Genomic DNA, 18,615 nt, shown 5'->3' on the forward strand with positions numbered 1-18,615 from the left:
CGCCTCAACGCCAAAGCGCGCGATGCGCGAGCCGAATACGCTAATGCAACTTGACACGCCAGATAGTCGCTCACCCGACCCGGCTTCGCTGCGCTACGCCGGGCCGACCTCTCCCCGCAAGCGGGGAGAGGTGAAGACCGGGCGCGGCACGTTCAAAGACAAATACGCACAATCCTCAAGCCGTCCCTACGCCGCCCCGTCCTTCATCGGCGGCTGGAAGGTCAGCGCCAAGTCCCAGGGAAAGAAGATCCAGGTGTCCTGCGACACTTCGGTGATGAAGGTGTCGACCAAGGGCCGGCCCTTCGGCTTGGCGTAGACGGTGGCGAAATGGGCGTCGGGCAGCATCTCGCGCACCAGGCGCGCGGTGGCGCCGGTGTCGACCAGGTCGTCGACGATCAACAGCCCCCGGCCGGTGCCGCCGCCGAGCGCCTTGGTGGCCTCGGAGACGCCCTTCAGCACCTGCAATTCGCCCTGGCGGTCGTGGTCGTAGGAGGCGATGCAGACGGTGTCGATGACGCGGACGCCGAGTTCGCGCGCCACGATCGCCGCTGGCACCAGCCCGCCGCGGGTGATGGCGATCACCGCGGCGAACGGCCCGACCTCGTTGAGCCGCCAGGTCAAGGCGCGGCAGTCGCGGTGGAACTGGTCCCACGACACCGGAAATGCCCTGCCCGCGCGTTCCTGCGCGCTGAGATCGCTTGGCACCATTTCATTCGCTCCAACGGGCGTCATTGCGCGGAGCGAAGCGACGAAGCAATCCAGCAGTCACGGCATGAGGCCCTGGATTGCTTCGCTTCGCTCGCAATGACCGCATGCGGCAATTGTTGCAGTCGGCTCACTGCGGCGCCTGCAATGCGCCGAGCATCTGTTTGACGCCCTCGACCGCGTCGCGCAGCTTGTCCGGATCGCGCGAGCGCACCACCAGATAGGTGTTGGGCTTCTTGTCCTCGTCGAGGAACGGATAGCTGCCGATGATGGCGTCGGGATGCGCCTTGGCCAGCGCCCGCAGCGGGCCGCCGATGTCGCCCTCGCGGGCGTTGGCGCGAATCGATTCCGACAGCATCCGCACCCCGGATTTCAGCTTCGGCGCCACGATGTCCATCATCGCCTGCATGATCGAGGGCACCCCGGCCAGCACGATGACGTTGCCGATCTTGAAGCCGGGCGCCAGAATGGTGGCGCTCTGGATCAGTTCGGCGCCGTCCGGAATCCGCGCCATCCGCAACCGCGCCTCGTTGAGCTCGGCCTCGGAGAAGCGCTCGCGAAACCGCGCCACCACCTCCGGGTGATGGTCGATGCCGACCCCGAACGCCTTGGCGACCGCGTCGGCGGTGATGTCGTCATGGGTCGGACCGATGCCGCCGGTGGAAAACACGTAAGTGTAGCGATGCCGCAGCGCGTCGAGCGCCTCGACGATCGCCGCCTCGTCGTCGGCGACGACGCGGACCTCGCGCAGGTCAATGCCGATATTGGTCAGGTATTCGGCGATGAAGCCGATATTCGCGTCCTTGGTGCGGCCCGACAGGATCTCGTCGCCGATCACCAGAATCCCCGCCGTAATGATCTCGCTCATTGGCTTTCCCCAGCGTGAGCCATCCGCTTAGCATGCCCTGGCTCGGTTTCACGAGACCCTGCCGCCAATTTGAGCAGGCACTGGCTATTTTTTCCGGCAATCTTTTCAGCGGTTCAGGTAAATGCTCTGTTCGAATGCATATCGCGGTGGCCCGGGCCTTGCTACCATTGAGTTCCGTGTTGCAGTGTCGCGCAGGACCATCAGGAACAGTCAGAATTTATGGCAGTTGCGTTCGATGAAATGAATGGACCCGGCGGCGACCTTCGCCCGGCCTATCAAGAACTTTCCCGCTGGTTGAGCGAGACTCCCCCCGACGCCCTGGAATACCGGCGCCAGGAAGCCGAGCTCTTGTTTCGGCGAATCGGCATCACCTTCGCGGTCTACGGCGACTCCGAGGCCCAGGAGCGGCTGATCCCGTTCGACGTGATTCCCAGAATCATCTCGGCCAAGGAATGGACGCTGCTGGAAAACGGCCTGAAACAGCGGGTCCGCGCCCTCAACATGTTCCTGCGCGACATCTATCACGGCCGCGACATCCTGCGCGCCAACCTTATTCCGGATGACCTGATCTTCCAGAACCCGGTGTTCCGGCCGGAAATGAACTGCCAGGACGTCCCGCACGACGTCTATGTCCACATCGCCGGGATCGACATCGTCCGGGTGGATTCCGAGAACTTCTTCGTGCTCGAGGACAACGCCCGCACCCCGTCGGGGGTGTCCTACATGCTGGAAAACCGCGAAATCATGATGCGGCTGTTTCCGGACCTGTTCGCCCGCCACCGCGTGGCGCCGGTGGAGAAATATCCCGACGAGCTGTTGTCGGCGCTGCGCTCGGTGGCGCCGTTGCACACCTCGTCGGAGCCGACCGTCGCGCTGATGACGCCTGGCGTCTACAATTCGGCCTATTACGAACACTCGTTCCTGGCCGACAAGCTCGGCGTCGAGCTGGTCGAGGGTCGCGACCTCATCGTGAAGAACGACGAGGTGTTCATGCGCACCACCGAGGGGCTGAAGCGGGTCGACGTGATCTACCGCCGGGTCGACGACGACTTCCTCGATCCGCTGACGTTCCGGCCGGATTCCGCGCTCGGCGTCCCCGGGCTGATGTCGGCCTATATGGCCGGCAACGTCACGCTGGCCAACGCGGTCGGCACCGGCATCGCCGACGACAAGGCGGTGTACAGCTACATGCCGGAAATCGTGAAATTCTACCTCGGCGAAGAGCCGATCCTGAAGAACGTGCCGACCTGGCGCTGCCGCGAACCGGCCGACCTCGCCTATGTGCTCGACCATCTCGGCGAGCTGGTGGTCAAGGAAGTGCACGGCTCCGGCGGCTACGGCATGCTGATCGGCCCGGCCGCCACCAAGGCCACCATCGCGGCGTTCCGCGATAAATTGAAGCGCGAGCCGGAGGGCTTCATCGCCCAGCCGACGCTGGCGCTGTCGACCTGCCCGACCTGCACCGCCAAGGGGCTGGCGCCGCGCCACGTCGACCTGCGGCCGTTCGTGCTGACCGGCAGCCGCCAGGTCACCGTGGTGCCGGGCGGCCTCACCCGGGTGGCGCTCCAGGAAGGCTCGCTGGTGGTCAATTCCAGCCAGGGCGGCGGCACCAAGGACACCTGGATTTTGGATGAGTGATTTGAGGCGAATAGCGAATGGCGAATAGCAACGAGACGACTGCCGACGCCTTCCCTATTCGCTACTCGCCATTCGCAATTCGCCCTTTCCTCCCCCGCTCGTAGCAACGAAGAAAAAGCCCCATGCTGTCGCGCACCGCTGAAAATCTGTACTGGCTGGCCCGCTACGTCGAACGCGCGGAATATCTCGCGCGCACCATCGAGGCGACGCTGCGCGTCACCGCGCTGCCAAACACCTATATCGGCCAGACCAACGAGTGGGATTCCGCGCTCTTGACCGCCGGCGTCTCGGCGTCGTTCTACAGCCACTACGACGAAGCCAATGAAAAGAACGTGGTCGAGTATCTGGCGTTCTCGACCGCGAATCCCTCCTCGATCCGCAACTGCATCGAGAACGCGCGGCTGAACTCGCGCTCGGTGCGCACCGCGCTGACCAGCGAGATGTGGGACACCATCAACTCGGCCTGGATCGACCTGCAGGAGGTCTGGGGCAAGGGCACCAAGAGCCGCGAGGAGCTCGCCAAATTCCTGCGCTTCGTCCTGGAAACCTCGCTGCGCTTCGACGGTTCGGCCTACCGCACCATGCTGCGCAACGACGCCTATTGGTTCTCCCGGCTCGGCCTGCACCTCGAGCGTGCCGACAACACCGCGCGGATCCTCGACGTCAAATATCACGTGCTGCTGCCGGAAGAAGAACACGTCGGCGGCCCGCTGGACTACTATCAGTGGACCTCGATCCTGCGCTCGGTGTCGGCGCTGACCGCCTATCACTGGGTCTATCGCGAGACCTTGAAGCCCTGGCTGATCGCCGACCTGTTGATCCTCAACGACTCGCTGCCGCGCTCGATGTCGTCGTGCTACGGCAATCTGGTGCGCAATCTCGACCAGATCGGCGTCGCCTATGGCCGCCAGGGCGCCGCGCAGCGCCACGCCCGCGGCGTGCGGAACCGGCTGGAACACAGCCAAATGGACGATATCTTCCAGCGTGGGTTGCACGAATTCATTCAGGAATTTATTGCGGATAACGCCCGGCTCGGCGAAATCATCTCCAAGCAGTATCTGATTTAGGCTACAGACGTTGTCTGCCTGCGAGAACCGGACGGCCCAAAGCCATGCGCCTGCGAATTGCCCATTCGACGATCTATCGTTATGAGCCGCCGGCCTCGGGCGTGATCCAGATTCTGCGGATGACGCCCGGCAGCCACGACGGCCAATACGTCGCCAATTGGCAGATCGACGTCTCCACCGATTCCCGGCTCGACATGCACCACGACGCGTTCGGCAACGTCACCCATGTGCTGACCTACGGCCCTATCGCCGATCTCACCATCCGGGTCGAGGGCCTGATCGAAACCCAGGACACCGGCGGCATCCTGCGCGGCACCGACGAGCGGTTTCCGCCGAGCCTGTTCCTGCGCTCCTCGCCTTTGACCGAAGCCGATCCGGCGATGACCGGCTTCGTCCGCGAGCTGCACGCCGAGACCGGCGACGACGTGCTCGGCTTCCTGCACGCGCTGATGATGAAGATCAACGAGCACATGACCTTCGATGCCGATCCCACCAACAGCGGCACTTCGGCGGCCGACGCCTTCGCGCTGAAACGCGGGGTGTGCCAGGACTACGCGCATATTTTCATCGCCTGCGCGCGGCATCGCGGCGTGCCGGCGCGGTTCGTCGCCGGGCATTTCCTGCGCTCCGACGGCATGGTCGACCAGCAGGCCGGCCACGCCTGGGCCGAGGCCCACGTGCCCGATCTCGGCTGGATCGGATTCGATCCGGCCAACGCGATCTGCACCACCGACGCCCACGCCCGCGTCGCCATCGGGCTGGATTATCTTGGTGCGGCGCCGGTGCGCGGCACCCGCTACGGCGGCGGCACCGAGACGCTGACCGTCGAGGTCACCGTCGACCAGGCCGGCCGCCACGGCCAATGGCAATCGCAATCCTGAGCCCGGTCGGCCGCGGTCCGGTTGCCGGACGGCGGCCTATTGCGTAAGACGCAGTCCTGAGGATTTGAGGACAAAGATGACCTATTGCTGCGGAGTTCTGGTGCGCGACGGCCTGGTGATGATCGCCGACACAAGAACCAATGCCGGGCTCGACAACATCTCGACGTTCCGTAAATTGCACGTCTTCAACAAGCCGGGCGACCGCATCATGGCGGTGGCCAGCGCCGGCAATCTGGCGATCAGCCAATCCGTGCTCAGCACGCTGGTCGAGGGACTCGAAGACCCGGCCACCGGCGAACGCGAAACCCTGATGAACGCGCCGACGATGTTTCAGGCGGCGCAGCGGATCGGCCGCGCCATCCGCCACGTCAACGCCACCGAGGGCGTGGCGCTGAAATCCGAGGACATCAATTTCGACGTCTCGTTCCTGTTCGGCGGCCAGATCAAAGGCTCGCGGATGCGGCTGTTCATGGTCTATCCGGCCGGCAACTTCATCGAATGCACCACCGACACCCCGTATCTGCAGATCGGCGAGCACAAATACGGCAAGCCGGTGCTCGACCGCGCGATGCATTACGACGTCGAATTGTACGAGGCGCTGAAGACCAGCCTGATCTCGATGGATTCCACGATGCGCTCCAATCTCGGCGTCGGGCTGCCGATCGACGTGCTGGTGGTGCGCACCGACGTCTGCGACGCCGATCTCAACCACCGCATCGAGGCCGGCGAGCCGTATTTCCACGATCTGCGCTCGCGCTGGTCGGCGGCGCTGCGCGCCGCGCACAAGAACATCCCGCGCCCGCCCTACAAGAACGAGAGCTGAGTTTTTCGCGGGCGAAACATGCGAGGGAATCACGCCGGACTCATCGAGGCTGTCATTCCGGTGCGCGAGCAGCGTGAGCTGCGAGCGAGCCCGGAATCCATAACCCCTGCAGGGAGTATGGATTCCGGGCCTGCCTCCGCGCCGGCTGTCGCCGGGCGGACGCATCCCGGAATGACAAGTTGTGAGGTCATCCGGATTGCGCTTCGCGCACCGCATGCCGCAGTCAGCAGCCCGGCACGGCGATGAATTGGCGGGCGATGACGCCGCGCGATCTGGCTGCGGTGAACACGATCGCCGTGCGCGTGCATCCCGACTATCCGGAAGACGCCGCGGTGTTCGCCGAGCGGCTGGCGCTCCATGCTGGCGGTTGCTTCATCCTGCAGGGCGACGTTGATCCGGTCGGCTATCTGATCAGCCATCCCTGGCATTTCGCCGAACCGCCAGCACTGAACGTGCAACTTCGCGCCCTGCCCGCGCCGGCCTCGACCTACTACATCCACGACCTCGCGCTGTTGCCGGAAGCCCGCGGCAGCGGCGCCGCCGCGGCCGCGGTGCGCATGTTGATCCCGCTCGCGCGCACCCAGGATATGCGCAACATCTCGCTTGTCGCGGTCAACAATTCGGTCCAGTTTTGGCAGCAACAAGGATTTCACATCCACGTCGATGACGCGCTGGCGCAGAAGCTGATGAGCTACGACGCAGCCGCCTGCTATATGGTCCGCGATTTGAGCAGCGTTTGAAGCAAGAATGAATTCAGGGATGGCAACGACATGACACACGGCAGCAGCGCGCAGGGCAGCAATCGGATCGCGTTGGTCACTGGTGCCGGCTCCGGCGTCGGACGCGCCACCGCGCTGGCGCTGCTGAAGGCCGGGTTCTGCGTGGTGCTGGCCGGACGCCGCGCCGACAAGCTCAACGAGACCGCGACCGCCGGCGAAGCCTTCGGCAAGAGTCTGGTGGTGCCGGCCGACATGACCGACCCGGACTCGATCGCGGAATTGTTCGGCACCACGATGGAAGCGTTCGGCCGGCTCGATCTGTTGTTCAACAATGCCGGCATCGGCGCCCCGCCGCTGCCGCTGGAGGACGTCTCGCTGGCGCAATGGCAGGCGGTGGTCGACACCAACCTCACCGCGCCGTTCCTGTGCACCCAGCACGCCTTCCGCATCATGAAGGAGCAGAGTCCGCGCGGCGGCCGCATCATCAACAACGGCTCGATCTCGGCGCACGCGCCGCGGCCGTTTTCCGCGGCCTACACCGCGACCAAGCACGCCATCAGCGGGCTGACCAAGGCGACCGCGCTCGACGGCCGCGCCTACGACATCGCCTGCGGCCAGATCGACATCGGCAATGCCGCGACCGAAATGACCGAGCGGATGACCGGCGGCATCCTGCAGCCGAACGGCAGCCTGATGGCGGAGCCGCGGATGGGCGTCGACAACGTCGCCGAGGCGGTGGTCTACATGGCGACCCGCCCGCTCGACGCCAATGTGCTGTTCATGACGGTGATGGCGACCAAGATGCCGTTCGTCGGCCGCGGCTGAACGCTTCGCCTGCCCGCGAGCGCGCGAAAATCACTCCAGCCGCTCGACCTTACGCAGCGCCGGAAACAGCCGCATCCACAGCAGCGCGATCAGCACGGTGCCGAGGCCGCCGAGCAGCGCCGCCGGCATCGCACCGAACAACGCCGCGGTGACGCCGCTCTCGAACTGGCCGAGCTGGTTGGAGGCGTTGATGAACAGGTAGTTCACCGCGCCGACCCGGCCACGCATCGCGTCGGGCGTAGCGAGCTGCACCAGCGACAGCCGGATCACCACGCTGACGGTGTCGGCGGCGCCCATCACGGTGAGCGCCACCAACGACAGCGCGATCGAGCTGGAGACCGCGAACACCATGGTGGCGACACCGAACACGATCACCGCCTGGAACATCCGCATCCCGACCCGGCGGGTGATCGGAAACCGCGACAGCACGAAAGTCATCGCCAGCGCGCCGATCGCAGGCGCCGCGCGCAACACGCCGAGCCCCCAGGGTCCGGTCTCAAGAATGTCGCGGGCATAGATCGGCAGCAGCGCGGTGGCGCCGCCGAGCAGCACGGCGAACAGATCGAGCGAGATGGTGCCGAGAATCGCCGGATTGCGCCGCACGAAGCTGACGCCGGCGAACAACGCGGCGAAGCTCGGCGGCTCCCGCACCATCACCTCGCTCTGCAGCCGGATCGCGCCGCTGAACAGCCCCGAGGCGATCCAGAACACCGCCATCACCGCATAGGGTGCGGCCGGCGCCGCCGCAGAGGCGAAGCCGCCCAGCGCCGGCCCGGTGATGGTGGCGATCTGGAACACGCCGGTGGCGGCCGCGGTCGCCCGTTGCAGCATCCCGGCCGGCACCACCGCCGGCAGCAAGGCGGCCGCCGCGGGGCTTTCGAACGCGGTGGCGGCGCCGAACACCGCGACCGCGGCAAAGATCTCCGGCACGGTGATCCAGCCGGCATAGCTGCCCCAGGCGAGATACGCCGCAGCGAGGCCCTGCGCGATCTGACAGAGCTGAACGACGCGCCGGCGATCGTAACGGTCGGCGGCGTGGCCGGCGGCGAACACCAGAATCGCGGTCGGCGCGAATTGCACCAGCCCGACCATGCCGAGCTGGAAGGCGCTGCCGGTCAATTCATAGATCTGCCAGCCGACCGCCACCGCGGCGATCTGGCTGGAGAACCGGGAAAAGCTGCGCGACCACAGATAGAACAGGAACGGCCGGTGGCCGAACAGCGCGACGGGAGGGGCAATCGGATCTGACATCGTTTCGTAGCCAGTGATGACCGAGGCTTTGCCATGCGTCAACCGCGGGCGGTCGACGCTGATCGGGCCCCTGAAAGCGCGCGTCCCGGGCGCGGTGCAGCGTTTCGCGCTGCTCCGCAGAACCGGGACCGTTCCAGATGCCGCGCTCCGTAACAGCCCCGGCTCTGCAGCGCACCACGCCGCCAGCGCGGCGCGCTGCGCTGCGTCCGGGGCACGCCCGTCATCTCGCATAGCCTCGCACTCCCGTGGTGCGGTGGCTTGAGATCCGAGGCCTACTCCGCACCGCCCAAAGCCGGCTTGCCTGCCCGGCTTGGGTGGCTTACTCGTGCCCCCCGGGTTCGGGGTGATCATGCTTCAATTGCAATCGGCGTTTGGTGTCTTTGCACTGCTCATGCTGGCGTGGACGTTCGGCGAAAACCGCGGCGCGGTGTCGCTGAGGCAGGTCGTGATCGGCCTCGCCGTGAGCATGCTCACCGCGGTGACGCTGTTGAAGCTGCCGATGGTGGCGCACGGCTTCGGCGTCATCAACGACGCCGTCGGCGTGATCTCCACCGCCAGCCGCGCCGGCACCAGCTTCGTGTTCGGCTATCTCGGCGGCGGCGCGCTGCCGTTCGACCCCAAGGCGCCTGGCGCCGACTTCATCCTGGCGTTCCAGGCGCTGCCGATCGTGCTGGTGATGAGCGTGCTGACCACGCTGTTGTTCTACTGGAAGATCCTGCCGCCGATCGTGCGCGGCATGGCCTGGCTCTTGGAGCGCACGCTCGGCGTCGGCGGCGCGGTCGGGCTGTCGACCGCCGCCAACGTGTTTCTCGGCATGGTGGAAGCGCCGCTGTTCATCCGGCCTTATCTCGCGCAGCTCACCCGCGCCGAACTGTTCCTGGTGATGACCGGCGGCATGGCCGGCATCGCCGGCACCGTGCTGGTGCTGTACGCGACGCTGCTGGCGCCGCTGATCCCCGACGCCGCGGCGCATTTCGTCATCGCCTCGGTGGTCGGCGCGCCGGCTTCGATCCTGATCAGCCTGATCATGGTGCCGGAGACCGCCAAGCAGCGCACCGACGGCCTCGCGGTGGATCCCTCCGGCGTGGCGTCGAGCACCATGGACGCGGTGGTCAAAGGCACCAGCGCCGGGCTCGAACTGTTGCTCAACATCATCGCGATGCTGATCGTGCTGGTGGCGCTGGTCTATCTGGTCAATGCCGGGCTCGGGCTGTTGCCGCATCTCGGCGGCGAAGCGATCTCGCTGCAGCGGCTGCTCGGCTATGCGATGGCGCCGGTGTGCTGGCTGCTCGGATTGCCGTGGGATCAGGCGGTCACCGCGGGATCGCTGATGGGCATCAAGACCGTGCTCAACGAATTGATCGCCTATGTGCAATTCGCCAAGCTGCCGCCGGAGGCGCTCGATCAGCGCTCGCGGCTGATCATGCTCTACGCGATGTGCGGCTTCGCCAATTTCGGCAGCCTCGGCATCATGATCGGCGGGCTCGGCACCATGGCGCCGCAGCGCCGCGAGGAAATCGCCGCGCTCGGGCTGAAGTCGATCGTGTCGGGCACGCTGACCACCTGTTTGATCGGCGCGATCGTGGGCGTGGTGAGTTAATTTGCCAACAATCGGATCGGTTTGCAAACGTGCTCCGGACGCAGCGCAACGCGCCGCGCTTGCGGCGTGGTGCGCTGTGATCCGGGGCCGTTACGAATGCTGCCGTTGCAACGGTCCCGGCTCTGCGCAGCAGCGTGAAGAACGCTGCAGCGCGTCCGGGACACGCTCGGGGGCAGCCGCTCAATGCAGCCGGAATACGCCGTCGATGGCGCGCAGTTCGGCCGGCTTGATCAATTTGGAATGCGCCACGGTGACCGCGAACAGCGGGCCCTCCAGTTGCTTCTCCCAGAAGCTCAGAAAATCCTTCAGCGCCGGGAAATGCGGGAACAGGTCGTAGTCTTGCCAGACGTAGCTTTGCAGCAGCCAGTGCCGATCCGGACGGCGGTACAAGATCTCCGCCGTGGTCAGCCCGTAACCCAACACCTGCTTGCGAAAGTCCTTCGACACTTCGACCTGAGAGCCCATGCCAACCTCCATGCGTGCATGAAATTTTGACGTCAGACGGCAATCCATCTCAAGCCTAAAAGTTTAACCATGTGTTGAAAAATTCAGCGTTAGCAGCGACTTAGGCTCAGTGCTAGTACCAGGCCGAGAGCCGCGGCCGGATTCGCCGTACCGGCGCAGTTGGCAGTCGTCACATTTGAGTGCCAATTTTTCTGCTAGAAGCTCTTGCCGGCCAAGCCGCATTGGCTTATTTGCAGGGCATCGGCTAGCACTCGATGCGGCCGACTGCCAATTTCCAAAATTTGAGCATCGTCAGAAACTTAGGAGGACTTGCATGAAATTCCGTCCGCTTCACGACCGCGTTGTAGTCAAGCGCATCGACGCCGAAGAGAAGACCGCAGGCGGTATTATCATCCCCGACAGTGCCAAGGAAAAGCCCTCGCAGGGCGAAATCCTGTCGGTCGGCCCGGGTGGCCGCGACGAGTCCGGCAAGCTGATCCCGATCGATCTCGCCGTTGGCGATCGCGTGCTGTTCGGCAAGTGGTCCGGCACCGAGGTCAAGCTCGACGGCCAGGAAGTGCTGATCATGAAGGAAAGCGACATCATGGGCGTCCTCACCGACCTGCCCTCGACCAAGAAGAAGGCCGCTTAATTGCCGCTCCCCGTCTCGTCCTGCTGAGGCCCGCTTGTTCGGGCTCGCGGGATGAGGACCAAAAGATCAAACCCAAGGGAAACCATCTATGTCAGCTAAAGAAGTCAAATTCGGCGTCGACGCCCGCGACCGCATGCTCCGCGGTGTCGATATCCTCGCCAACGCCGTCAAGGTGACGCTCGGCCCGAAGGGCCGCAACGTCGTGCTCGACAAGTCGTTCGGCGCGCCCCGCATCACCAAGGACGGCGTCACCGTCGCCAAGGAAATCGAGCTCGAGGACAAGTTCGAGAACATGGGCGCCCAGATGGTGCGCGAAGTGGCCTCGAAGTCCGCCGACCTCGCCGGCGACGGCACCACCACCGCGACCGTGCTGGCCGCGGCGATCGTCCGTGAAGGCGCCAAGTCGGTTGCCGCCGGCATGAACCCGATGGATCTGAAGCGCGGCATCGACCTCGCGGTCGAAGCCGTGGTCGCCGATCTCGTCAAGAACTCCAAGAAGGTCACCTCGAACGAGGAGATCGCCCAGGTCGGCACCATCTCCGCCAACGGCGACGCCGAAATCGGCAAGTTCCTGTCGGACGCGATGAAGAAGGTCGGCAACGAGGGTGTCATCACCGTCGAGGAAGCCAAGTCGCTGGAAACCGAACTCGACGTCGTCGAGGGCATGCAGTTCGACCGCGGCTACATCTCGCCCTACTTCGTCACCAACGCCGACAAGATGCGCGTTGAATTCGACGACGCCTACATCCTGATCAACGAGAAGAAGCTCTCCAACCTCAACGAGCTGCTGCCGCTGCTCGAAGCCGTGGTGCAGACCGGCAAGCCGCTGGTGATCGTCGCTGAAGACGTCGAGGGCGAAGCCCTGGCGACCTTGGTGGTGAACCGTCTGCGCGGTGGTCTGAAGGTTGCCGCCGTCAAGGCGCCGGGCTTCGGCGATCGTCGCAAGGCCATGCTGCAGGACATCGCGATCCTGACCGGCGGCCAGGCGATCTCGGAAGATCTCGGCATCAAGATGGAGAACGTCACGCTGGCCATGCTCGGCAAGGCCAAGAAGGTGATGATCGACAAGGAAAACACCACCATCGTCAACGGCGCCGGCAAGAAGGCCGACATCGAAGCCCGCGTCGCCCAGATCAAGGCGCAGATCGAAGAGACCACGTCGGACTACGACCGTGAGAAGCTGCAGGAGCGTCTCGCCAAGCTCGCCGGTGGCGTTGCGGTGATCCGCGTCGGCGGCGCGACCGAGATCGAAGTCAAGGAGCGCAAGGACCGCGTCGACGACGCGATGCATGCGACCCGTGCGGCGGTCGAGGAAGGCATTCTGCCGGGCGGCGGCGTCGCTTTGCTGCGTGCTTCCGAGCAGCTGAAGCGCATCAAGACCCAGAACGACGACCAGAAGACCGGCGTCGAAATCGTCCGCAAGGCGCTGTCCTGGCCGGCTCGCCAGATCGCCATCAACGCCGGCGAAGATGGCTCGGTGATCGTCGGCAAGATCCTCGAGAAGGATCAGTATTCGTACGGCTTCGACAGCCAGACCGGCGAATACGGCGACATGGTCAAGAAGGGCATCATCGACCCCACCAAGGTGGTGCGTGCGGCGATCCAGAACGCGGCCTCGGTCGCAGCACTCCTGATCACCACCGAAGCGATGATCGCCGAACTGCCGAAGAAGAACCAGGGCGCCGGCGGCATGCCCCCCGGCGGCGGCGGCATGGGCGGCATGGATTTCTGATCTAGGCCCCTGCGCGACGAAGCGAACTACACGATGCAAAACCCCGGCGGAAACGCCGGGGTTCTTGTTTGAGGGACTTACTTCGTCATCCCGGGCGCGATGCAGCACGCAGTGCTGCTTCGCAGACCCGGGATCGCGATAGGCGGCGCCACACCGCAGAGCCTCTCAACGCGGTAGGCCTGCCCTTGTACGTCTGATCGGACCAGCGACATCCGCGACCCGCTTTCGCGCAGCCGCAAAACTGCTAATCTGCGCCGATGAGCAGCATCGAAGAGATCGAAGAGGCCATCGCAGCACTCGCCCCCGGCGATCTCGCGCGGTTTCGCGCCTGGTTCGACGCGTTCGACGCCGCCCATTTCGACGCCCGGATCGAACGTGACGCGGCCTCCGGCAAGCTCGACGCGCTAGCAGAACAAGCGCTGGCTGGCCATCGGAAAGGAGTGTCCGCCATGAATGGGTTCATTGCCACAACTCGCGCGAACCCACGCATTCCGGTTATCACAGTTCGCGAATTAGTTGACGCACTTGCACAGTTCTTGGCTACATTCATCGACTATTCTCACGAATTTGAGACGATAGAATGTGACCGATCCGAGAAATGCACTTCCATTTCAATGTTTGGAGGCATCCTCCCGGATTTCGAGTTTCAAGGCCGCACTCTGAGCGGAATCCGTCGGAAGGTTCTAATCGATATCGGGGGAAAGGCGGCCAGTACAAAAAATGCTAAGTTATGGGCAGAGCCATTCGTTGTCACAATTCATATCAATCTTCTTGATACTCAGCATTTTGACGTACTAATCGAGCCTCTACCAGACCGCTTGATAGCCATTCGCAGGGTATTGCGCTGGGAAAGCGGCAAACCCATTGCAGGCTCGTAGGATGGGTTGAGCTCTTCCCGAAACCCATCACATCGCAACACGCCAGATGGGTATCGCTCCGCTCAACCCATCCTACAATCTACCCCTTCCCCTTCACCGACCGAAAACTGATCTCAACGATGCCCGGTCGCCTTGACGAAGCGTAGCAACGTCCGGGTCGAGGGCTGGCCGCGGCCGCTTTCCAGTCGGGCGACGGTGCTTTGCGTGGTGTTCATGCGGCGGCGAGTTCGGCCTGGCTGAGGCCGGCGCGGCGACGCGCCTTGGCGATCGCGGCCATCACCGTGAACTCCCCCTCAAGCGCGTCGTAGTCCGCCCGATAGGTCGCATCCTTGCTTCAGGCCTTGTGCAGATCCTTGATCTTGGTCATCGGGTATCTCGCCGTCATTCCGGGGCGCGAGCGCGATAGCTGCGAGCGAGCCCGGAATCCATAGCCCCTGTATCAATGTGATATGCTGGGGTAGAGGTCAGCCCACTCTGGATTGAGCTCTTCGATCAGCCGGATCTTCCATTCGCGGCGCCATTTCTTCAACTGCTTCTCGCGGGTGATGGCGGTGACGACGTCATCGTAGATTTCGAACCGGACCAGTTTGTCGACACCGTAGCGCGAGGTGAAGCCGGGCGCGGCTTTGGTGCGGTGCTCGAAGCAGCGGCGCAGCAGATCGTTGGTCACGCCGAGATACAGCGTCCCATGTTTGCTGCTGGCGAGAAGATAGACGTCGTACGCCATCTTGAGCACAGGGAGTATGGATTCCGGGCTCGCTCGCGGCTGGCGCCGCTCGCGCCCCGGAATGACGAGTATAACTCATCATTGATTAGGTCGCACCTGGCGCCCGGTATGGGACGCGGCCGCAAAGCCGCCGCCCGCCCCTCCTCACTCCGCGTGCGCCAGGATCGACTTCAGCAGCCCCGGGAAGCGCGCGTCGAGGTCGGCCTCGCGCACCACATTGCGGTGCTCGACGCCCTTCTTGGTGGTGCGGACCAGGCCGGCCTCGCGCAGCACGCGGAAATGGTTCGACAGCGTCGACTTCGCCATCGCGGGGCACGGCGCCGCCGCGGTGCAGGACATGCTCACGCAATCGGCCTGCTCGAGCAGCGCCTTGACGATGCGCAGCCGCATCGGATCGGACAGCGCCGCGAGCACGCCCGCCAGCGAAATATCCTCAGTTGCGGGATGAACCAGCTGCACCATGAAAAAGATATAGGCGCTGCCTTGACATCGTTCAATAGTCCCATATTTCCGAACTATTGAAATAACAGCACGGGACGACGAACATGACCAAGACACTGCAAGGCAAGGTGGCGCTGGTGACCGGCGCATCGAAGGGCATCGGCGCCGCCATCGCGCTCAAATTGGCGGCGGAAGGTGCCGTGGTGGCGGTCAACTACGCCACCGGCAAGGATGGCGCCGACGCCGTGGTGGCGAAGATCACCGCGGCTGGCGGCAAGGCGGTCGCGGTGCACGGCAATCTCGCCGAGCCTGGCGATTCCAAGAAGCTGGTCGCCGCCACCGTGCAGGCGCTGGGCAAGATCGACGTGCTGGTCAACAATGCCGGCGTCTACGACATGCTGCCGCTCGACGCCATTACGCCCGAGCACTTTCACAAGCAGTTCAACGTCAACGTGCTCGGCCTGCTGCTGGTGACGCAGGAAGCCGCGCGGCATTTCAACGACGGCGGCAGCATCGTCAACATCTCGTCCGGCGTATCGACCATGGCGATGCCGGGCACCGCGGTGTACGGCGCCACCAAGGCGTCGGTCGACCTGATCACCGGCGTGCTGGCCAAGGAGCTGGCGCCGCGCAAGATCCGCGTCAACGCGGTCAATCCCGGCATGGTGGTGACCGAAGGCGTCAAAACCGCCGGCTTCCACGAGGGCGCGATGCGCCAGCAAATCGAAGCCATCACGCCGCTGGGCCGCGTCGGCGAAGCCGAGGAGATCGCCTCGGTGGTCGCGTTCCTCGCTTCGGACGGCGCGTCCTACGTCACCGGCGAGACGCTGCACGTCACCGGCGGATTGCGTTAGACGCTGGATCAGCCACCGCGAGGCCGGCGAACTGCCGGCTTTGCGGGTCAGTCCACAGCAGATGAGGCGCGCTGGCCGCGGCTCATCTGCTCGTTAGCAATGTGAGTTTGTCATTCCTCGTCGTCGACCGGCCGCACCATCTCGTTGGCCGGCCGTCCGATTTGGCGCCGCGCGGTGCGGACGTTGTTGGTGCTCGCGCCCGGCGGATTGAACACCGCGTAGCACGCGGAACTCAGCCGCGGTCCGGCGCTGCGCAGGCAACTCTCGACCCGCGCAGAGTCCGGAATAGCGCTACTGCACAGCCGGAACGCGTCCGGCATGCAGGCGTCGCGTTGCGCCTCGGTTCCTTCTTGCGCAAACGCCGGCGCGGCAAGGCCCAGCGACGCCGCGGCAACCAACAGCATTCTCGATGCAGCCATGATGAATCCTCCGATTCATCGACCAACAGCCGGCAGACCAACTCGTTCCGGCGCGGCGGTATCCGAGACGGGATTGTGATCGTCTCAAATCGGGACAGCGGCTGATCGAAACGAGCGTCAGCCACAAGCAGCCATCTTGCGCGTTGACTGATACGCGGTACGTATCACATACTGATGCATGATCCGCAGCTTCGCCGACAAGGCCACCGAGCGGCTGTTTCAAGACGACGTCTGCCCGCCACGTTGGCGCGGCATGGAGGCCGTTGCGCTGCGCAAGCTGGATATGGTGGACGCTGCGACCCGATTGGAGGACCTGCTTTCTCCGCCGGGCAATCGTTTGGAATCATTGAAAGGCGATCGACGCGGTCAGCATTCGATCCGGATCAACCGGCAATGGCGTATCTGCTTCCGCTGGACCATCCAAGGCCCCGAAGCGGTTGAGATCGTGGACTATCACTGAGGAGACGAAGATGCCCCGCCTGCGAACCCATCCCGGCGAAGTGTTGCGCGAGGAATATCTGCTGCCGCTCGGCCTGTCGGCACGCGCCTTGGCGAAGGCGCTGGATGTTCCGGCCAACCGATTGTCCGAGATCGTGCGCGGCAGCCGCGACGTCAGCGCCGACACCGCGATCCGGCTCGGGCGCTATTTCGGCACCGATCCGCGATTCTGGCTGAACCTGCAGGCCGCGCATGATCTGTCGAAAGCCGAGCAGGCCCACAACTACAAGGCCATCGTGCCGCGCCCGGCGGCCTGACCCCCGCGCCCGCAACGCAGGGTCGTCGACAGCGCCCGCCCGCCCCTCAGCTATCCAGACTCGCCACCACCGCCAGCCGCTTGACCTGGCCGTTGCGGAACGCGCGCAGGAAGGCGTCGTAGTTGCGGAACGAGACGCAGCCGTTGCTGTCGCCGTTGGGGCCGAGCATGTAGGTGTGCGCCAATAGCCCGTTGCGGCCGTGGATCGCGCCCTCGCCGCCGACCGGATTGAGCCGCAGCGCGGCGACGCCGTGGAACAGGGATTCCCGCATCGTCAGATCGTAGAGATGCGGCGGGGTGGCGCCACGCATCCGCTCGTGCACGTAGCGCGGATCGTCGAGCCGCGAGCCGAGCCCGGAATGCGCTTCCAGCTTGGTGCCGTCCGGCATGTAGACCACGCGCGCCTTGATGTCATAGACCGCGGTGGAGCGGTCGTAGCGCGCGCTGCTCACCGTATCGCGGCCGTCGCTGCCGACGCCGCCGTCGGAGCCGGCGAACGCCAGCACCGAGCCGGCGGGCTCGGACTTGCCGAACAGTTTTTCGAAGATGCTGGCGGGCTTGGTCTGCGCCGCGGCGGCCAACGAGGCGGCCCTGGAGGCCTGCGCCACTTCGCGCAGTGACGGCCCCTTGGCCGGCGTTGTCTTGGTCTCGGCGGGACGCTGCGGCGGCAACGGTGCCGCCTCCGCGACTTGCGCGGCGGGCTGCGGCGCGGCTTGCGCGGCGGCCTTCGGCGCCGGCTGCAACGCCGCCTGGCGCACCGGCGGCAGCGGCACCGCGGCCACTGGCGCCGCTGCGATCTGCGGCTTGGCGGGCGCCGCCTCGATCACCGGCGCCGGCGCCACCGCGTCGAGCGGCGGGGCGAAACGTTCGGCGAATTGTTCCGGAGACAGGCCGGGCGCCGAGGTCAGCATCGCCACGGTGACGTCGGGCTCGGTCGGCGTGGTCACCGCGGCGACCGGCGCTGCCGGCTTGGCGGCGGCCAGCCGCGGCGCGGCGACGATCGGCTCATGACTGGCGGCGATGCTGGGATAGATGCTGGCGCTGAACACGTTGACATGAACGGTCCAGCCGCAGGCGGCGACTGCAACGGCGACCGCGACGCCGCCCACGACATTGAACGGCCCGGCTTTCCGCGGCGCACGGCCACGCGCCGCAGCCTTCTTCAACGCACTCGAATTGTTACGCATACGCTTACGCCCGACCAAAAACGCTGCCCCTCCGAGCCCGCCTTCCAGCCGGCGCGACGGCGCCGACCAAAGCGGACTTGCCCGACGCCCGCGGCATCCAAGGCCGGGAGCATTTCGCAGAGGTGCCGAGCGTTATTAGGGCGATTTTTA

Annotated in this window: 22 protein-coding genes; 13 read left to right on the forward strand and 9 right to left on the reverse strand. The window is 65.0% G+C overall.

Translation table 11 applies throughout. The annotated features are described in order from the left end of the window. Positions 1-186: 186 nt before the first annotated feature. Positions 187-708 carry a xanthine phosphoribosyltransferase gene (gpt, locus tag HNR60_RS18045; RefSeq protein ID WP_184260180.1) on the reverse strand — a complete coding sequence of 174 codons (522 nt, stop codon included), beginning with the start codon at positions 706-708 and terminating at the stop codon, positions 187-189. Between the two features lie 127 nt (positions 709-835). After that, positions 836-1,573, reverse strand: a complete 738-nt coding sequence (locus HNR60_RS18050; protein ID WP_184260184.1) for a competence/damage-inducible protein A — start codon at positions 1,571-1,573, stop codon at positions 836-838. A 219-nt stretch (positions 1,574-1,792) separates the two neighbouring features. Here HNR60_RS18050 and HNR60_RS18055 point away from each other — a divergent pair, with 219 nt between their 5' ends. The 6 genes from HNR60_RS18055 (at position 1,793) to HNR60_RS18080 (ending at position 7,526) form a co-directional block, all read left to right on the forward strand. Further along, positions 1,793-3,211 carry a circularly permuted type 2 ATP-grasp protein gene (locus HNR60_RS18055; RefSeq protein WP_184260187.1) on the forward strand — a complete coding sequence of 473 codons (1,419 nt, stop codon included), beginning with the start codon at positions 1,793-1,795 and terminating at the stop codon, positions 3,209-3,211. 122 nt (positions 3,212-3,333) lie between these two features. Beyond that, positions 3,334-4,278, forward strand: coding sequence for an alpha-E domain-containing protein (locus tag HNR60_RS18060; protein WP_184260190.1), 945 nt, complete (start codon positions 3,334-3,336; stop codon positions 4,276-4,278). 44 nt (positions 4,279-4,322) lie between these two features. After that, positions 4,323-5,159, forward strand: coding sequence for a transglutaminase family protein (locus HNR60_RS18065; protein WP_184260193.1), 837 nt, complete (start codon positions 4,323-4,325; stop codon positions 5,157-5,159). Between the two features lie 76 nt (positions 5,160-5,235). Further along, on the forward strand, positions 5,236-5,982 hold the full coding sequence (locus HNR60_RS18070; RefSeq protein WP_184260196.1) for a proteasome-type protease: 747 nt from the start codon (positions 5,236-5,238) through the stop codon (positions 5,980-5,982). A 257-nt stretch (positions 5,983-6,239) separates the two neighbouring features. Then, positions 6,240-6,722, forward strand: coding sequence for a GNAT family N-acetyltransferase (locus HNR60_RS18075; RefSeq protein WP_246432999.1), 483 nt, complete (start codon positions 6,240-6,242; stop codon positions 6,720-6,722). A gap of 30 nt (positions 6,723-6,752) precedes the next feature. Then, positions 6,753-7,526 carry an SDR family oxidoreductase gene (locus HNR60_RS18080; protein ID WP_184260202.1) on the forward strand — a complete coding sequence of 258 codons (774 nt, stop codon included), beginning with the start codon at positions 6,753-6,755 and terminating at the stop codon, positions 7,524-7,526. A gap of 30 nt (positions 7,527-7,556) precedes the next feature. On the opposite strand, the gene HNR60_RS18085 is transcribed toward HNR60_RS18080, so the two are convergent. Continuing rightward, on the reverse strand, positions 7,557-8,777 hold the full coding sequence (locus HNR60_RS18085; RefSeq protein ID WP_184260205.1) for an MFS transporter: 1,221 nt from the start codon (positions 8,775-8,777) through the stop codon (positions 7,557-7,559). A gap of 349 nt (positions 8,778-9,126) precedes the next feature. On the opposite strand from HNR60_RS18085, the gene HNR60_RS18090 reads away from it, so the two are divergent. Next, positions 9,127-10,377, forward strand: a complete 1,251-nt coding sequence (locus HNR60_RS18090) for a NupC/NupG family nucleoside CNT transporter (protein ID WP_184260208.1) — start codon at positions 9,127-9,129, stop codon at positions 10,375-10,377. Positions 10,378-10,557: 180 nt separating this feature from the next. Here HNR60_RS18090 and HNR60_RS18095 read toward each other — a convergent pair whose 3' ends face one another. After that, on the reverse strand, positions 10,558-10,842 hold the full coding sequence (locus HNR60_RS18095; RefSeq protein WP_184260211.1) for an usg protein: 285 nt from the start codon (positions 10,840-10,842) through the stop codon (positions 10,558-10,560). A 313-nt stretch (positions 10,843-11,155) separates the two neighbouring features. Between HNR60_RS18095 and HNR60_RS18100 the strand changes: the two genes are divergently transcribed. The 3 genes from HNR60_RS18100 to HNR60_RS24230 all read left to right on the forward strand — a co-directional run bounded on the left by HNR60_RS18100 (position 11,156) and on the right by HNR60_RS24230 (position 14,083). After that, positions 11,156-11,473, forward strand: a complete 318-nt coding sequence (locus tag HNR60_RS18100; protein ID WP_184260215.1) for a co-chaperone GroES — start codon at positions 11,156-11,158, stop codon at positions 11,471-11,473. Positions 11,474-11,561: 88 nt separating this feature from the next. Next, the gene (gene groL / locus HNR60_RS18105) at positions 11,562-13,205 is read left to right on the forward strand and encodes a chaperonin GroEL (RefSeq protein ID WP_184260218.1); all 1,644 of its coding nucleotides are present in this window, start codon (positions 11,562-11,564) and stop codon (positions 13,203-13,205) included. A gap of 257 nt (positions 13,206-13,462) precedes the next feature. Next, positions 13,463-14,083 carry a hypothetical protein gene (locus HNR60_RS24230; protein WP_246433000.1) on the forward strand — a complete coding sequence of 207 codons (621 nt, stop codon included), beginning with the start codon at positions 13,463-13,465 and terminating at the stop codon, positions 14,081-14,083. A 113-nt stretch (positions 14,084-14,196) separates the two neighbouring features. On the opposite strand, the gene HNR60_RS24500 is transcribed toward HNR60_RS24230, so the two are convergent. From HNR60_RS24500 to HNR60_RS18125, 3 genes are all read right to left on the reverse strand, one after another. After that, positions 14,197-14,298, reverse strand: coding sequence for a helix-turn-helix domain-containing protein (locus tag HNR60_RS24500; RefSeq protein WP_430694982.1), 102 nt, complete (start codon positions 14,296-14,298; stop codon positions 14,197-14,199). 224 nt (positions 14,299-14,522) lie between these two features. Beyond that, positions 14,523-14,810: a GIY-YIG nuclease family protein gene (locus HNR60_RS18120; protein WP_184260362.1), complete on the reverse strand. Its 288-nt coding sequence runs from the start codon at positions 14,808-14,810 to the stop codon at positions 14,523-14,525. Positions 14,811-14,954: 144 nt separating this feature from the next. Beyond that, complete coding sequence (locus HNR60_RS18125) at positions 14,955-15,272, reverse strand: ArsR/SmtB family transcription factor (protein WP_184260221.1); 318 nt, start codon at positions 15,270-15,272, stop codon at positions 14,955-14,957. An 83-nt stretch (positions 15,273-15,355) separates the two neighbouring features. Here HNR60_RS18125 and HNR60_RS18130 point away from each other — a divergent pair, with 83 nt between their 5' ends. Continuing rightward, positions 15,356-16,105 carry an SDR family NAD(P)-dependent oxidoreductase gene (locus HNR60_RS18130; protein WP_184260225.1) on the forward strand — a complete coding sequence of 250 codons (750 nt, stop codon included), beginning with the start codon at positions 15,356-15,358 and terminating at the stop codon, positions 16,103-16,105. A 110-nt stretch (positions 16,106-16,215) separates the two neighbouring features. On the opposite strand, the gene HNR60_RS18135 is transcribed toward HNR60_RS18130, so the two are convergent. Continuing rightward, entirely contained in the window at positions 16,216-16,524 is a 309-nt protein-coding gene (locus tag HNR60_RS18135; RefSeq protein ID WP_184260227.1) for a hypothetical protein, read from the reverse strand. 178 nt (positions 16,525-16,702) lie between these two features. Here HNR60_RS18135 and HNR60_RS18140 point away from each other — a divergent pair, with 178 nt between their 5' ends. Both HNR60_RS18140 and HNR60_RS18145 read left to right on the forward strand, forming a co-directional pair. Beyond that, positions 16,703-16,984: a type II toxin-antitoxin system RelE/ParE family toxin gene (locus tag HNR60_RS18140; RefSeq protein WP_184260230.1), complete on the forward strand. Its 282-nt coding sequence runs from the start codon at positions 16,703-16,705 to the stop codon at positions 16,982-16,984. 10 nt (positions 16,985-16,994) lie between these two features. Continuing rightward, on the forward strand, positions 16,995-17,279 hold the full coding sequence (locus tag HNR60_RS18145; protein WP_184260235.1) for a HigA family addiction module antitoxin: 285 nt from the start codon (positions 16,995-16,997) through the stop codon (positions 17,277-17,279). A gap of 46 nt (positions 17,280-17,325) precedes the next feature. On the opposite strand, the gene HNR60_RS18150 is transcribed toward HNR60_RS18145, so the two are convergent. Then, the gene (locus HNR60_RS18150) at positions 17,326-18,465 is read right to left on the reverse strand and encodes a DUF2778 domain-containing protein (protein WP_184260238.1); all 1,140 of its coding nucleotides are present in this window, start codon (positions 18,463-18,465) and stop codon (positions 17,326-17,328) included. Between the last annotated feature and the right edge of the window lie 150 nt (positions 18,466-18,615).

Origin of the sequence: Rhodopseudomonas rhenobacensis (genome assembly GCF_014203125.1) — a bacterium.
Taxonomy (GTDB): domain Bacteria; phylum Pseudomonadota; class Alphaproteobacteria; order Rhizobiales; family Xanthobacteraceae; genus Rhodopseudomonas_A; species Rhodopseudomonas_A rhenobacensis.